The organism is Streptomyces sp. NPDC048436 (assembly GCF_043200355.1).
In the GTDB taxonomy this organism is placed as follows: domain Bacteria; phylum Actinomycetota; class Actinomycetes; order Streptomycetales; family Streptomycetaceae; genus Streptomyces.
The window spans coordinates 422,325-436,289 of record NZ_JBICXP010000004.1 but is presented as its reverse complement, the minus strand read 5'-3'; the positions used below and the strand labels follow the sequence as shown (position 1 = coordinate 436,289).

At 69.9% G+C, this 13,965-nt stretch carries 11 protein-coding genes; 4 read left to right on the top strand and 7 right to left on the bottom strand.

Features of this window, described 5'->3' with window-relative positions; genetic code table 11:
- Window positions 1–54: 54 nt before the first annotated feature.
- Window positions 55–1,080: an ATP-dependent 6-phosphofructokinase gene (locus ACGFX9_RS16865; RefSeq protein WP_393471638.1), complete on the bottom strand. Its 1,026-nt coding sequence runs from the start codon at window positions 1,078–1,080 to the stop codon at window positions 55–57.
- A 323-nt stretch (window positions 1,081–1,403) separates the two neighbouring features.
- On the opposite strand from ACGFX9_RS16865, the gene pta reads away from it, so the two are divergent.
- The 3 genes from pta to pyk all read left to right on the top strand — a co-directional run bounded on the left by pta (window position 1,404) and on the right by pyk (window position 6,272).
- Complete coding sequence (gene pta / locus ACGFX9_RS16860; RefSeq protein WP_393471635.1) at window positions 1,404–3,488, top strand: phosphate acetyltransferase; 2,085 nt, start codon at window positions 1,404–1,406, stop codon at window positions 3,486–3,488.
- A 17-nt stretch (window positions 3,489–3,505) separates the two neighbouring features.
- Window positions 3,506–4,744, top strand: coding sequence for an acetate kinase (locus ACGFX9_RS16855; protein ID WP_393471632.1), 1,239 nt, complete (start codon window positions 3,506–3,508; stop codon window positions 4,742–4,744).
- A gap of 100 nt (window positions 4,745–4,844) precedes the next feature.
- The gene (pyk, locus tag ACGFX9_RS16850; protein WP_393471629.1) at window positions 4,845–6,272 is read left to right on the top strand and encodes a pyruvate kinase; all 1,428 of its coding nucleotides are present in this window, start codon (window positions 4,845–4,847) and stop codon (window positions 6,270–6,272) included.
- Between the two features lie 86 nt (window positions 6,273–6,358).
- Here the strand turns inward: pyk and ACGFX9_RS16845 are convergent, their stop codons facing one another.
- From ACGFX9_RS16845 to ACGFX9_RS16830, 4 genes are all read right to left on the bottom strand, one after another.
- Window positions 6,359–7,699 carry a hypothetical protein gene (locus ACGFX9_RS16845; protein WP_393471626.1) on the bottom strand — a complete coding sequence of 447 codons (1,341 nt, stop codon included), beginning with the start codon at window positions 7,697–7,699 and terminating at the stop codon, window positions 6,359–6,361.
- On the bottom strand, window positions 7,689–8,252 hold the full coding sequence (locus ACGFX9_RS16840) for a DUF6114 domain-containing protein (protein ID WP_393471624.1): 564 nt from the start codon (window positions 8,250–8,252) through the stop codon (window positions 7,689–7,691). The genes ACGFX9_RS16845 and ACGFX9_RS16840 overlap by 11 nt, the downstream gene beginning before the upstream one ends.
- Before the next feature lie 140 nt (window positions 8,253–8,392).
- The gene (locus ACGFX9_RS16835; protein WP_393471621.1) at window positions 8,393–9,010 is read right to left on the bottom strand and encodes a DUF6230 family protein; all 618 of its coding nucleotides are present in this window, start codon (window positions 9,008–9,010) and stop codon (window positions 8,393–8,395) included.
- Between the two features lie 674 nt (window positions 9,011–9,684).
- Entirely contained in the window at window positions 9,685–10,671 is a 987-nt protein-coding gene (locus tag ACGFX9_RS16830; protein ID WP_393471618.1) for a tetratricopeptide repeat protein, read from the bottom strand.
- Window positions 10,672–11,055: 384 nt separating this feature from the next.
- On the opposite strand from ACGFX9_RS16830, the gene ACGFX9_RS16825 reads away from it, so the two are divergent.
- On the top strand, window positions 11,056–11,688 hold the full coding sequence (locus ACGFX9_RS16825; RefSeq protein WP_393471616.1) for a TetR/AcrR family transcriptional regulator: 633 nt from the start codon (window positions 11,056–11,058) through the stop codon (window positions 11,686–11,688).
- Window positions 11,689–11,704: 16 nt separating this feature from the next.
- On the opposite strand, the gene ACGFX9_RS16820 is transcribed toward ACGFX9_RS16825, so the two are convergent.
- Window positions 11,705–12,727, bottom strand: coding sequence for a GDP-mannose 4,6-dehydratase (locus tag ACGFX9_RS16820; RefSeq protein WP_393471613.1), 1,023 nt, complete (start codon window positions 12,725–12,727; stop codon window positions 11,705–11,707).
- Window positions 12,724–13,917, bottom strand: coding sequence for an undecaprenyldiphospho-muramoylpentapeptide beta-N-acetylglucosaminyltransferase (gene murG, locus ACGFX9_RS16815; protein WP_393471610.1), 1,194 nt, complete (start codon window positions 13,915–13,917; stop codon window positions 12,724–12,726). The genes ACGFX9_RS16820 and murG overlap by 4 nt, the downstream gene beginning before the upstream one ends.
- Window positions 13,918–13,965 lie beyond the last annotated feature (48 nt).

Genomic DNA, 13,965 nt, shown 5'->3' with positions numbered 1-13,965 from the left:
TCCTCGTCCAGCCAGCCACGCAGCTCGCGCACCGGACGGCAGAGCCCCCCGAAGCTAAAAGACCGACTCAGCCTCGTCCATCCTGTCCTTCGGCACCGTCTTCAGCTCCGTGACCGCCTCCGCCAGCGGCACCATCGTGATGTCCGTGCCCCGCAGCGCCGTCATCCGGCCGAAGTCCCCGCGGTGCGCCGCCTCCACCGCGTACCAGCCGAAGCGGGTGGCGAGGACGCGGTCGTACGCCGTCGGGGTGCCGCCGCGCTGGACGTGGCCCAGGATGACCGGCTTGGCCTCCTTGCCGAGGCGGGCCTCCAGTTCGTACGCCAGTGCCGTACCGATGCCCTGGAAGCGCTCGTGGCCGAACTTGTCGATCGCGCCCACGCCGTAATCCATGGTGCCCTCCTGCGGGTGCGCGCCCTCCGCCACACAGATCACCGCGAACTTCTTGCCGCGCGCGAACCGCTCCTCGACCATCTTGATCAGGTCGTCGGGGTGGAAGGACCGCTCGGGCAGGCAGATGCCGTGGGCGCCGCCCGCCATACCGGATTCGAGGGCGATCCAGCCCGCGTGGCGGCCCATGACCTCGACGACCATCACGCGCTGGTGCGACTCGGCCGTCGTCTTGAGGCGGTCCATCGCCTCCGTCGCCACACCCACCGCCGTGTCGAAGCCGAAGGTGCGGTCCGTCGAGGAGATGTCGTTGTCGATGGTCTTGGGGACGCCCACCACCGGCAGGCCCGCGTCCGACAGCATCTTCGCCGCCGTGAGCGTGCCCTCGCCGCCGATCGGGATCAGGACGTCGAAGCCGATCTCCTTGGCGAGCGCGGGCGCGTCCTCGCAGGCCGCGCGGAAGCGGTCGCGCTCCAGGCGCGAGGAGCCGAGAATCGTTCCGCCACGGGCCAGGATGCCGCTGACCTCGTTGAGGCCGAGCGTGCGGTAGCGACCGTCGAGCAGACCCGCGTAACCGTCCTCGAAGCCGATGACCTCGTCGCCGTAATGCGTGACGGCTCGGTGCACGACCGACCGGATCACTGCGTTGAGGCCGGGGCAGTCGCCGCCTGCGGTGAGAATTCCGATGCGCATCGTGCTGTGTCTCCTGCTCGCTGTTGATACTTGTGAGCCGGTCTGATTGTTCCATGGCCACGCGGGGGACGCTGCGCACACAGGGGCTCGGAGGAAGCTCTCCCGGCTCGCGGCTGCTCCGCCCGATCCTGGGGAGAAGGCCCTTGTGCCCCCTCGGCAGCCCGCTCCACGAGGCCTTTCGTCCGGCGGGCGACCTAGCCAGCCACGGAGGTATTGTCAAGAAGGCACGGCAACCATATCGGGTCATTTGTCCGGCCCTGACGGAAGGCTCCCGGTCTCACGGGCGCCCAGGGGAAACCGCAGCGGAGAAGGAGAGAGCACACGTGACGCGCAGCGTGTACGTGACCGGGATCGACCGGGGCGACGGCCGCCAGGTCATCGAGCTGGGAGTCATGGAGCTCCTGACCCGCCAGGTCGACCGGGTCGGAGTCTTCAGGCCACTCGTCCACGACGGGCCTGACCGCCTCTTCGATCTCCTCCGCGCCCGCTACCGGCTCGCGCAGGACGCGGCGTCCGGCTACGGCATGGACTACCACGAGGCCACCGCGATCCAGGCCGAGCAGGGCACCGACGAGCTGGTATCCCAGCTCGTCGACCGTTTTCACCGGGTGGCGCGGGACTACGAGGTCGTCCTGGTGCTCGGCACCGACTTCGCCGCCACCCAGCTCCCGGACGAGCTGTCCCTCAACGCCCGCCTCGCCAACGAGTTCGGCGCCTCGGTGATAGCCGTCGTCGGCGGCAAGAACCAGACCGCCGAATCCGTCCACGCCGAGACGCGCAACGCCTACCGCGCCTACGAGAGCCTCGGCTGCGACGTCCTGGCGATGGTCACCAACCGGGTGGCGCCCGCCGACCGCGACGAGATCAACGAGCTGCTCGACACCGGCCTCCCCGTGCCCTGCTACGTCCTGCCGGACGAGCCCGCCCTCGCCGCGCCCACCGTCGCCCAGATCACCCACGCGCTCGGCGGCCGCGTCGTACTCGGCGACGACTCCGGCCTCGCCCGAGACGCGCTCGACTTCGTCTTCGGCGGCGCGATGCTGCCGAACTTCCTGAACGCCCTGACCCCGGGCTGCCTCGTGGTCACCCCCGGCGACCGCGCCGACCTCGTCGTGGGCTCGCTGGCCGCGCACAGCGCCGGGACGCCGCCCATCGCCGGCGTGCTCCTGACCCTGAACGAGCAGCCGGGGCCCGAGATCCTCACCCTCGCCGACCGCCTCGCGCCCGGCACCCCGGTCATCGCCGTCTCCGGCGGCTCCTTCCCCACCGCGGCCCAACTCTTCGCCCTGGAGGGGAAGTTGAACGCCGCCACGCCTCGCAAGGCGGAGACCGCCCTCGGGCTCTTCGAGCGGTACGTCGACACGGCGGGGCTGCTCACCCGCGTACAGGCACCCAGCAGCGACCGCCTCACGCCCATGATGTTCGAGCACAAGCTCCTGGAGCAGGCCCGCTCCGACAAGCGCCGCGTCGTGCTGCCCGAAGGCACCGAGGAACGCGTCCTGCGCGCCGCCGACGTGCTCCTTCGCCGCGGTGTCTGCGCGCTCACGCTCCTCGGGCCCGTCGAGCAGATCCGCAAGAAGGCCGCCGACCTCGGCATCGACCTCGCCGACTCGCAGCTCATCGACCCGCAGACCTCAGAGCTGCGGGACGCGTTCGCCGCCAAGTACGCCGAGCTGCGCGCCCACAAGGGCGTCACCGTCGAGCTCGCGCACGACGTCGTCGCCGACGTGAACTACTTCGGCACGCTGATGGTGCAGGAAGGGTACGCCGACGGCATGGTGTCGGGCTCCGTGCACTCCACGGCCGCCACCATCAGGCCCGCCTTCGAGATCATCAAGACCAAGCCGGACGCCTCGATCGTCAGTTCCGTCTTCTTCATGTGCCTCGCCGACAAGGTGCTCGTGTACGGCGACTGCGCGGTGAACCCGGACCCGAACGCCGAGCAGCTCGCCGACATCGCCGTGCAGGCCGCCGCCACCGCCGAGCAGTTCGGCGTGGAGCCGCGGATCGCGATGCTGTCGTACTCCACGGGTACGTCGGGTTCGGGCGCCGACGTCGACAAGGTGCGCGAGGCGACGGAGCTGGTGCGGGCGATGCGCAGCGACCTGAAGGTCGAGGGGCCGATCCAGTACGACGCCGCCGTGGAGCCCTCGGTCGCGGCGACGAAGCTGCCGGACTCGGAGGTCGCCGGCCAGGCGAGCGTGCTGATCTTCCCGGACCTGAACACCGGCAACAACACCTACAAGGCCGTGCAGCGCTCGGCGGGCGCCATCGCCGTCGGGCCGGTCCTCCAGGGGCTGCGCAAGCCGGTCAACGACCTGTCCCGCGGCGCCCTCGTGCAGGACATCGTCAACACCGTCGTCATCACCGCGATCCAGGCCCAGGGCGGCCCGACCACCTCCGTGTAGTACCCCGCAAGCCCCGTATGACGTCTACAGAAAGCATTCCTCCTGTGACCGCCACCCGCGTCCTCGTCCTCAACTCCGGCTCCTCGTCGGTGAAGTACCAGCTGCTCGACATGCGGGACAGCTCACGTCTCGCGGTCGGCCTGGTCGAGCGCATCGGCGAGGAGACCTCGCGGCTCAAGCACACCCCGCTGGTCGACGGCGCCGAGGAGCGTGAGCGCGAGGAGCCGATCGCCGACCACGAGGCCGCCCTGAGGGCCGTCGCCACCGAGCTGAAGGCCGACGGGCTCGGCCTGGACTCCCCCGAGCTGGCCGCGATCGGGCACCGCGTGGTGCACGGCGGCCTGAAGTTCTCCGCGCCGACGGTCATCACGGACGAGGTGCTCGCGGAGATCCAGCGGCTCGTCCCGGTGGCGCCGCTGCACAACCCGGCCAACATCACCGGCATCCGCACCGCCCAGACCCTGCGCCCCGACCTGCCCCAGGTCGCCGTCTTCGACACGGCGTTCCACACGACGATGCCGGAGTCGGCGGCGCGTTACGCGATCGACGTGGCCACCGCCGACCAGCACCGCGTGCGGCGCTACGGCTTCCACGGGACGTCGCACGCGTACGTGTCCCGCGAGATGGCCAAGCTGCTCGGCAAGGCGCCCGAGGACGTGAACGTCATCGTGCTGCACCTGGGCAACGGCGCGTCCGCCAGCGCCGTGCGCGGCGGCAGGTGCGTCGAGACATCGATGGGGCTCACGCCGCTTGAGGGGCTCGTGATGGGTACCCGTTCCGGTGACGTGGACCCGGCGGTCGTCTTCCACCTGGCCCGCGTCGGCGGGATGTCGATCGACGAGGTCGACACCCTGCTCAACAAGAAGAGCGGTCTGGTCGGTCTCTGCGGTGACAACGACATGCGGGAGATCCGGCGCCGCGTCGACGCGGGAGACGAGGCGGCCTCGCTCGCCTTCGACATCTACATCCACCGTCTGAAGAAGTACATCGGCGCCTACTACGCGGTACTCGGCCGGGTGGACGCCATCGCGTTCACGGCGGGGGTCGGTGAGAACGCGGCGCCGGTGCGGGAGGCTGCCGTCGCGGGCCTCGAGGAGCTGGGGCTCGCGGTCGACGGCGAGCTCAACGCTGTACGTTCCGACGAGGCGCGGCTGATCTCGCCGGAGTACGCGCGGGTGGCGGTCGCCGTTGTCCCGACCGACGAGGAGCTGGAGATCGCGCAGCAGACCTACGCATTGGTCGGAAACCCGTCATAAACGCAATTCATAACCGCAACGCCTGAGCGCGGTTCCGCCCATTTGTAGATTCCACCAGACGGAATATTCCGAAGCGAAACAAACCGATAGGATCGCCCCCATGCGCCGTTCCAAAATCGTCTGCACGCTGGGCCCCGCCGTCGACTCCGAAGAGCAGCTCGTCTCGCTGATCGAGGCCGGCATGAATGTGGCCCGATTCAACTTCAGCCACGGTACGCACGCCGAGCACCAAGGGCGTTACGACCGTGTACGGGCCGCCGCGGAGAAGACCGGCCGTGCCGTCGGTGTCCTCGCCGACCTCCAGGGCCCCAAGATCCGTCTGGAGACCTTCGCCGAGGGCCCCGTCGAGCTGGTGCGCGGTGACGAGTTCACCATCACCACCGAGGATGTCCCCGGCGACAAGTCCATCTGCGGCACCACCTACAAGGGTCTGCCGGGTGACGTCTCCAAGGGCGACCAGGTCCTGATCAACGACGGCAACGTCGAGCTGCGCGTCGTCGAGGTGAGCGGCCCGCAGGTGAAGACGATCGTCGTCGAGGGCGGCGTCATCTCCGACCACAAGGGCATCAACCTGCCCGGCGCGGCCGTGAACGTGCCCGCGCTCTCCGAGAAGGACATCGAGGACCTGCGCTTCGCCCTGAAGATGGGCTGCGACATGGTCGCCCTGTCCTTCGTGCGCGACGCGAGCGACGTCAAGGACGTCCACAAGGTGATGGACGAGGAGGGCCGCCGGGTCCCCGTCATCGCCAAGGTGGAGAAGCCGCAGGCCGTCGCCAACATGGAGGGCGTCGTCGCGGCCTTCGACGCCGTCATGGTCGCCCGTGGTGACCTGGCCGTCGAGTATCCGCTCGAGAAGGTCCCGATGGTGCAGAAGCGCCTCGTGGAGATGTGCCGCCGCAACGCCAAGCCGGTGATCGTCGCGACCCAGATGATGGAGTCGATGATCACCAACTCGCGTCCCACGCGCGCCGAGGCGTCCGATGTCGCCAACGCGATCCTGGACGGTGCGGACGCGGTCATGCTGTCCGCCGAGTCGTCCGTGGGCGCGTACCCGATCGAGACCGTCAAGACGATGTCGAAGATCGTCGTGGCGGCCGAGGAGGAGCTGCTCTCCAAGGGGCTGCAGCCGCTCGTGCCCGGCAAGAAGCCGCGTACGCAGGGTGGTTCGGTGGCCCGTGCCGCGTGTGAGATCGCGGACTTCCTGGGCGCCGAGGCGCTGATCGCCTTCACGCAGTCCGGTGACACGGCCCGCCGTCTGTCCCGCTACCGCGCGGCCCAGCCGATCCTGGCCTTCACGACCGACGAGTCGACCCGCAACCAGCTCTCCCTGAGCTGGGGCGTGGACTCCTATGTCGTGCCGCACGTCGACAACACCGACGCGATGGTCGAGATCGTCGACGCCGAGCTGGTCAGGCTCAACCGCTTCAACGACGGCGACACCGTGGTCATCACGGCCGGTTCGCCCCCCGGCGTCCCCGGCACCACCAACATGGTCCGGGTGCACCACCTGGGCGGCGAGCGCGGCTGATCACCGCCTGACACCCGCTTGATACGACACTGAGGGCGCCCCCTGGTCCAGGGGGCGCCCTCAGCGTCGTATCGGTGTCCTGCCGGTCAGTCGGTGATCGTCTGCGACAGTCCTGGCACGTGCAGGTTGCCGCCGAACTGGCCCGCCTGCTTGACCTTCACGTCCGTGAAGTAGATCAGCGGGATGTTGATGGGCGGCGGGTGCTCGGGGTCGAACGTGATCGGGATCAGGCCGAAGAGCTTGCCGGATATCGACTCGGTGTACATCGTCGTCTCGCCGCCACGGATCGTGGACGTGGAGCCCTTCTCGGCCTGGACGTGGTACTTCTTGCCGGCCGGGCCGTCGACGATCTGGTGCAGGTCGCCGATGTCCGTGTTCTGGACGACGTACTTCAGGGCCTGCTTGCTCTGCCCGTTGGGCATCGTGAGGTTCACGACGCCCTGGTAGTCGGCGCCCTTCAGCGTCAGCGAACTGGCTTCCAGGTTCCACGGCTGGTTCGGGATCGGGGAGGGCGTCTGCTCGCCCTTTCCGTCGACCTTCTTCTCGACGACGCACGGGAACGGCTTCTTGCCGTCCTCGTCCGGCGCCGACGGATCGGCGGACTCCTCGCCCTTCGCCTTGTCGGCGGCCTCTTCGGCCGCCTTCTCGGCTTCTTCCTTGGCCTTGTCGACCGTGTCGCCGGCCTTGTCGGCACCGTCCTTGACGCCGTCCGTGACGCCGTCGACGGTGTCCTCGACGGGCTTGGTGACGTCGTCGACCGTGTCCTTGGCCGAGTCCTTCGCCGTCTCCTCGGGGGATGTGCTCTCTTCCGAGGCGGAGGGGGTCGGGGTGGGGCTCGGGGACTGCTTCTCGTCGGGCGTGAAGATGTCCTCGAGCGCGTCACCGACGCCCAGCGGGTCCAGCGGGTTCTTGGTCTTGGAGGGCTCCGGAGCGGGCTCGTCGGCCTTGTCGCCGGACGTGTCGTCGGAAGCGGAAGGAGAGGGAGTCGGCTCGGCCTTGTCCGTGCCCGCCTTGTCCGTGCCCGCCTTGTCTCCGGCGGACGGGGAAGGCGTCGGCTCGGCGGTCGCCTTGCCGTCCTCACCCTTGTCGGCCTTGTCGGCCGCGTCCTTCTCGGCCTTCTCCTTGGCCGCCTTCTCCTCGGCAGCCTTGTCGGCTTCCTTCTCGGCGTCCTTGGATGCCTCGTCCGGCGCCGTGACACACGGGCCGTCCTGGAAGGGGTTCTTCGGCAGCGGCTTGGCCTGCGCGAGCTGGGGGGTCAGTCCCATGCCCATGAGGACCGCGGTCGGCATGGCCGCGATGGCTATCGCCTTGCCCGCAGGAACGTGCAGGCGGGTGAGGAGCGGCTTTCTGGGTGCCGCGTGGCGCGGCCCGGATCTCGCGCGGGGTTCCCCCGCGGAGTCCTCATGGTGCACCTCGTCAGCCGGCACGGTGCCTCCCGTTCGTCCCGTTGTCCGGGCTCGTTCCTGACAGATCGTCCGTAGTGCCGCTCACCCCGTTCGCGGCCCCCGCGGCCGCGGGCTCCGGCGCCCCGTCATCGGAGCCGTCGGCATCTCCGTCGGTGCGCTTCTTGACCGGCTTGGCCGGCTTGGCCGCGGCCCAGGCGATGCCGAGGGCACCGCCGAGCAGGGCGAGCAGGAAGCCGACGACGAAGCCGCCGAAGTTGGAGACCACCAGGGAGACCAGGGCGAGCAGGATCGCCGCGACCCCGGCGAAGATCCGGGAGTGCGGCTGGAACCACATGGTCAGGCCGAGCACGACAAGCAGGACGCCGATGATCAGCGAGCCGGCACCGGCGGTCGTCGCCATCCGGATCGTCATCGTGCCGATCGTGAGGTTCGCGTACGGGAAGTACATGATCGGGATGCCGCCGAGCAACGTCAGCAGACCACCCCAGAACGGGCGCTGACCGCGCCACCCTCGGAACGATCGGCGCATCCGGCCGAGCTTGATGCCAAGGCCCACTTGCGCTTCGGCGCTCATGTCGTACAGCTCCTCGGGGAATGGCGTTGGTTCTGTGTGTCGTGCGGATTCGGGCACGGGGACGGTTGAGGTCAAGATCCGTGCGCCCCCGCGCCCGGCCGTTCTGCGCAACAAGTACCGCTGCTAAGGCATCAGTCGCCTCAGTAGCACTCGTGCTTGCCCTTCTTGACCGACATGCCCAGACCGGAGAGCTTGAAGGTTCCGGCGGTGGTCGCCCACGCACGCTGCTTGACGTCGGTGAACCGCACCTTGTCAGCCTGCTGCGCGAACGAGTCGGGGGCGTACTTGTCGCCCTTCGACGGGCCGGGGCCCTTGGTGGTCTGGTCGACCGATACACCGATGTCGACGTTGGTGAACGTCGCGTCGGCCTTGAGGTCATCGGCGTCGATGTAGAGCTTCTTCGCCTCGACCCTCGGGCCGCCCTTGCCACCGGCCTTGAGGGTCATCGACACATCGCCGAAGACGGGGACCGGAACGACGACGGACTGGCAGAGGTTGGTGATCTTGGCCGAGTCGAGGCCGACGACGGCGACCGGGTGGTTACCCGACTTACCGCTGTCAAGCGCCCCGTACTGGATGAATCCCGTACCGTCGAGCTGGTCGGCAGTCACCTTGAACTGCTGACCGGACACACTGAAAGATGCCGCAAGTGCACCCTGCGAAAGGGCGACGCCTATCGCGGCAGTAGCCGCGACACTCGGCACCATGACTACGGCGAACCGCTTCCATCTGGTTCCGCCACGAGCCACGGACTCCATGACTTTCCTCCTTCTCGGACGTACATCTCCGGCCCTGACTGGTCCCGTTCGGGCGGCTCAGCCGGGCAGGGATGGGAGAAGCGCTACGTCCTCGGGAAGGAGAGCGCCCGCATGGGAGGCGCGACTGCACCACTCAGCACCGGCGATCACCCCCGAGCGACAACCACTGGTCGCACGCGACACGCACAACCTGCCGGACAGGCCCTGCCGGATGGCAGAGACCCCCCTGTCCAAGACCGGCGACGGGATGCCTCCGGCCTGCTCGGTGGGGACCCAGAAACCCCGCTCCCGATTGGCTGTCGGGCTGCGGGCTATTGGACCGAGCGTCGCCGATCGTGGTGCATTCTCGGCCGCCGCACAAGGGGGTTCGTTACTGGCTAGTAACGGCGCGATAACCGAAGCGCGACCGCGGGGTATCGGTCGGCCACGGACGGTACGTCCAAGGGGTGACACAGACCGGGAGGTTGAAGGACGTAACAGGACAGAAGAACGTCCTCGTCTTACTCCAAGTAACAGTGGCCGCGTTTACCAAGATTTGGTAAAGCGCGGCCACTGTGACGCCCTGGGGGCGAAGTTTTCACTCCGGCATCACAAGCACCGGTGTTTAGGGACTGGTCAGCGGACGGCGCGCGACAGGTCGAACACCCGGGCCCGCGCCGAACGGCCGGGCCGGGTCAGAAAAGCACTCGCGCGAGCTGTGTACGCGCCGCGGTCACCCGCGGGTCGTCCGAGCCGACCACGTCGAGGAGTTCGAGCAGCCGCACACGCGCGGCGTCCCGGTCCTCGCCCGCCGTACGCCGGACCGCCTCGATGAGCCGCCCGAAGGCGTCCTCCACATGACCGCCCACCAGATCCAGGTCGGCGGCGGCGATCTGCGCGGCCACGTCCGCGGGCCGGTCGGCGGCGTCCTTGCGGACCTGCTGCGGGTCCAGGCCCTGCACCCGCTGGAGCAGTTCGGCCTGGGCGAGGCCGAGTTTGGCCTCCGTGTTGCCCGGGTCGTCGCTCAGGACATTGCGGTACGCCTGGACGGCGCCGCCCAAGTCGCCCGCGTCGAGCGCCTCGACGGCGGCTTCGAGCAGGGCGTCATAGGGACCGGCGGGAACCTCGGCGACCGGGGCCTCCGCCTGGTCCGCGCTCTCGGCGCCCGGGTCGACGGCGATGCCGGTCAGACCGAAGCGCTCCTCGCCGACCTGGATCAGCTGGTCCAGGGTCTGGCGGATCTGCTCGACCGGGGCGGCGCCCTGGAAGAGCGGCAGGGCCTGGCCCGCCACCACCGCGAAGACGGCCGGGATCCCCTGGACCCCGAACTGCTGCATCAGCATCTGGTTGGCGTCTACGTCGATCTTGGCGAGGACGAAGCGGCCGTTGTACTCCCGCGCGAGGCCTTCGAGCAGCGGGCTCAGCTGCTTGCACGGCTCGCACCACTCGGCCCAGAAGTCGATGACGACGGGCACTTCGGTGGAACGCTGCAGGACCTCGCGCTCGAAACCGGCCTCGTCGACGTCGATGACGAGACTTGACGGCGAGACGCCGGAGACCGCGCCCCCGCCCTGCCGTGCCGCTTCGGCGCGCGCCTGCTCCGCCTTCGCCTTGGCCTCCTGGGCCGCCTTCACGGCGGCGAGGTCGACGACTCCGCTCATGGACATGTTCCGTGGCTGCATGAGTACATCCTCCCCCAAGCCGTGCGGGAACCGCGCCCGTCCGAAGCCCCCCGCCGGATTGCGGGGCCGCGGACGGCCGTGGCGCCAAGGTCCCGAGGAGGACCGCTGGTTGTGGCGCGGGGTCCCCACCCCGTGCCAGTGCTGGCCGCTGTGTCGCTGTGGTGTGTCTGTGGTGCGTCTGTGGTTTCGCTTCTGTGTACGTCCGGAGCGATCGAGCGTGGGCGCCGAGGAGTTGCCGTTCGCCGCACCCACCACTCTTTCGCTACGACTCGTAGCGTAACTGTCCCGTGCGGCCGTGTGGGCGGCGGGCCCGCGTGAACTTCGGTGATCTCCCTCACTCGCCGCCGATCCGGCCGATTCCGTACTGGCCGGTATGGTCGCGGGATGCAGAGCCGCATTCCGCCTTCCGCCCGCACGGGCGGCCGTCCCCGCAACGCCGCGGCGGACACCGCGATCCTGGAGTCGACCCGGCAGGCCCTGGTCGAACTGGGCTGGTCCAAGCTGACCCTCGGCGACGTCGCCACACGCGCGGGCGTCGCCAAGACGACCCTCTACCGCCGCTGGGCGGGCAAGAGCGAGCTGGTCGTGGACGCGGTGGCGGAGCTCTTCGACGAGTTGGAGCTGCCGGACCGGGGCAGCCTCGCGGCGGACATCGAGGGTGTGGTCCTGCAGTTCGCGGCGCTGCTCGGCCGCCCTGAGACGAAGACGGCACTGATGGCGGTGGTGGCCGAGTCGACCTCGGACGAGCCGCTGCGGGAGCGGATCCGTACGTCGATCGTGGACCGCCAGAAGCGATTGGTCCTCGCGGGGCGGAAGCGGGCGCAGGAGCGGGGGGAGCTTCCTCCGGAGCCGGACCCCGCCGCCGCCCGGCGGACCGCCGACCTCATCTTCGACGTGATCGCAGGCGCGGTGGTCCACCGCGCCCTGGTCAGCGCGGAACCGGTCGACCAGGACTGGGCCAGCCGTTTTACGCTGCTGTTGCTGGGCGGCCTGGCCGCGGCCGCCGCCCAGCCGTAGCCCTCCGGAGCGGGGCTCAGACCTGGTAGCGGTCCGGGGCGAAGAGGCTGAGGTTCTCGGCGACCCACGCCGAGGTCCGCTTCAGACCGTCCGTCAGGGAGACCTCCGGAGTCCAGCCCGCCCACTCCCGCGCCCGGGTGTTGTCCGAGAGCAGCCGCCGCACCTCGCTTCCCGAGGGGCGGAGCCGGGACGGGTCGACGACCACCTTCGCCTCGCGGCCGGAGGCCTCGATCAGCGCCTCGGCGAGATCACCGATCGAAATCTCCTGGCCCACGCCGAGGTTCACCGCGTGCCCGACTGCCGCCTCGCACCGCGCCAGGGCCATGAAGCCCCGCGCGGTGTCCGTCACGTACGTGAAGTCACGGGTGGGCGTGAGCGAGCCCAGCTTGATCTCCCGTGCGCCCGCGTGCAGTTGGGCCAGGATCGTGGGGATCACCGCGCGGGCGGACTGCCGCGGGCCGTAGGTGTTGAAGGGGCGCACCACCGTCACCGGCAGCTCGAAGGCGTGCCAGTGCGAGAGCGCCATCATGTCTGCGCCGATCTTGGACGCGGAGTACGGGGACTGGGGCTGGAGGGGGTGCTCCTCGGAGATGGGGGCGGTGAGCGCGGTCCCGTACACCTCGCTGGTGGACGTGTGGACGAGCCGCCGCACCGAGTGGCGGCGGCAGGCCTCCGCGATGTTCTCCGTGCCGACGACGTTCGTCTGGACGTACGCGCCCGGGGAGTCGTACGAGTACGGGATACCGATCAGCGCGGCCAGGTGGAACACGGTGTCGCACCCTTCGACCGCGTCCATCACACGCCCCGCGTCCCGCACGTCGCCCGCGAGCATCTCGACCCGCGGGTCCCCGAGCAGATGCGCGAGGTGGCCCTTCTCCGCGTACGGCTTGTAGTGCACGAAGGCGCGGACCTTCGCCCCCTGCTCCAGGAGCAGATCGACGAGCGTCGAGCCGATGAAGCCCTCGGCTCCGGTGACCAGGACGGTGCGGCCGGTCCAGCTGAAGGTGCCGTCACTGTTGTTGCTGCTGTCGCTGCTCATGCGTACTCCAAGTGCGGGGTGGGGTGGGTGAGTTGGATGACCCGCTCGGCGAGCAGGTCGGCGGCGCGCGCGTGCGGGCCCGGGTCGGCCGCCCCGCTCATCGCGGCGAGCCGCGCCGGGTCGGCGAGCAGCGGCCCGACCAGCTCCGCGAGCCGCGCCGCCGTGGTCTCGGCGTCGGGCAGGAGCAGGCAGGCGCCCGCGTCTGAGAGGACCCGCGCGTTGTGCGTCTGGTGGTCGCCGGGGGCGTGCGGATAGGGGACGAGGACGGCCGGGACGCCGGTGGCGGCGAGTTCGGCGACGGTCGCCGAACCGGCGCGGCAGATCACCAGGTCGGCCGCCGCGTAGGCGAGGTCCATCCGGTCGAGGTAGGGCACGGCGCGGGCGATGGTGTCCGCGCCCGCCTCCGTGAGGCGGCGCCGCGTCTCGTCGAGCGCGGCGGGCCCCGTCTTGATCAGGAGCTGTACGTCGGCGCGGTGCCGCCAGCGCGCCGCGAGCCCCACGGCCGCCTCGGTCAGCCTGGCCGCGCCGAGACTGCCGCCGTTGAACAGCAGCAGCCGGGCGCCGTCCGGCACGCCGAACTCCCGGCGTGCGGCGCCCCGCAGGGCGGTCCGGTCGAGCGCGGCGAGCGGCGCCGCGATGGGCATCCCGGTGGTGTACGCGCGCTCACCGCCCGGCAGGTGCTCCCGGCTGCGGTCGAAGGCGACCGCGATGTTCGGGGTGAGGCGGGCCGCGAAACGGTTGGCGCGGCCGGGGACGGCGTTGGACTCGTGGATGAGGCTCGGCAGGCCCGCCATCCGGGCGCCGACGATGACCGGAGCACTGGGGTAGCCGCCCATGCCGACTGCGACCCGCGCGCCCTGTTCCCGCAGGATCGTCCGGCACTGGGCGCCGGACTTCACCAGGGCCGCGGGAAGGAGGAACCGCTTGGCGCCGAGCGAGGGGTCGAAGGGAATCATGTCGACGGTGTGCAGGCGGTATCCGGCGTCCGGTATCAGCCGGGTCTCAAGGCCCCGCTCCGTGCCGACGAAGGAGATGACCGCGCCCGGCACGGCACGCCGCAGGGCGTCGGCGAGGGCGAGCCCGGGATAGATGTGTCCACCGGTGCCGCCCGCGCCGATGACGACGGAGAGAGGGGCCCTCCCAGTGGACCGCGCCCCTGTCTCGGGAGATCGCATATCGGGTGTTCGCATGGCAATGGAGCATTACGAGCAGGTCTAAGAGTGTTTTAAGAGCCGCGT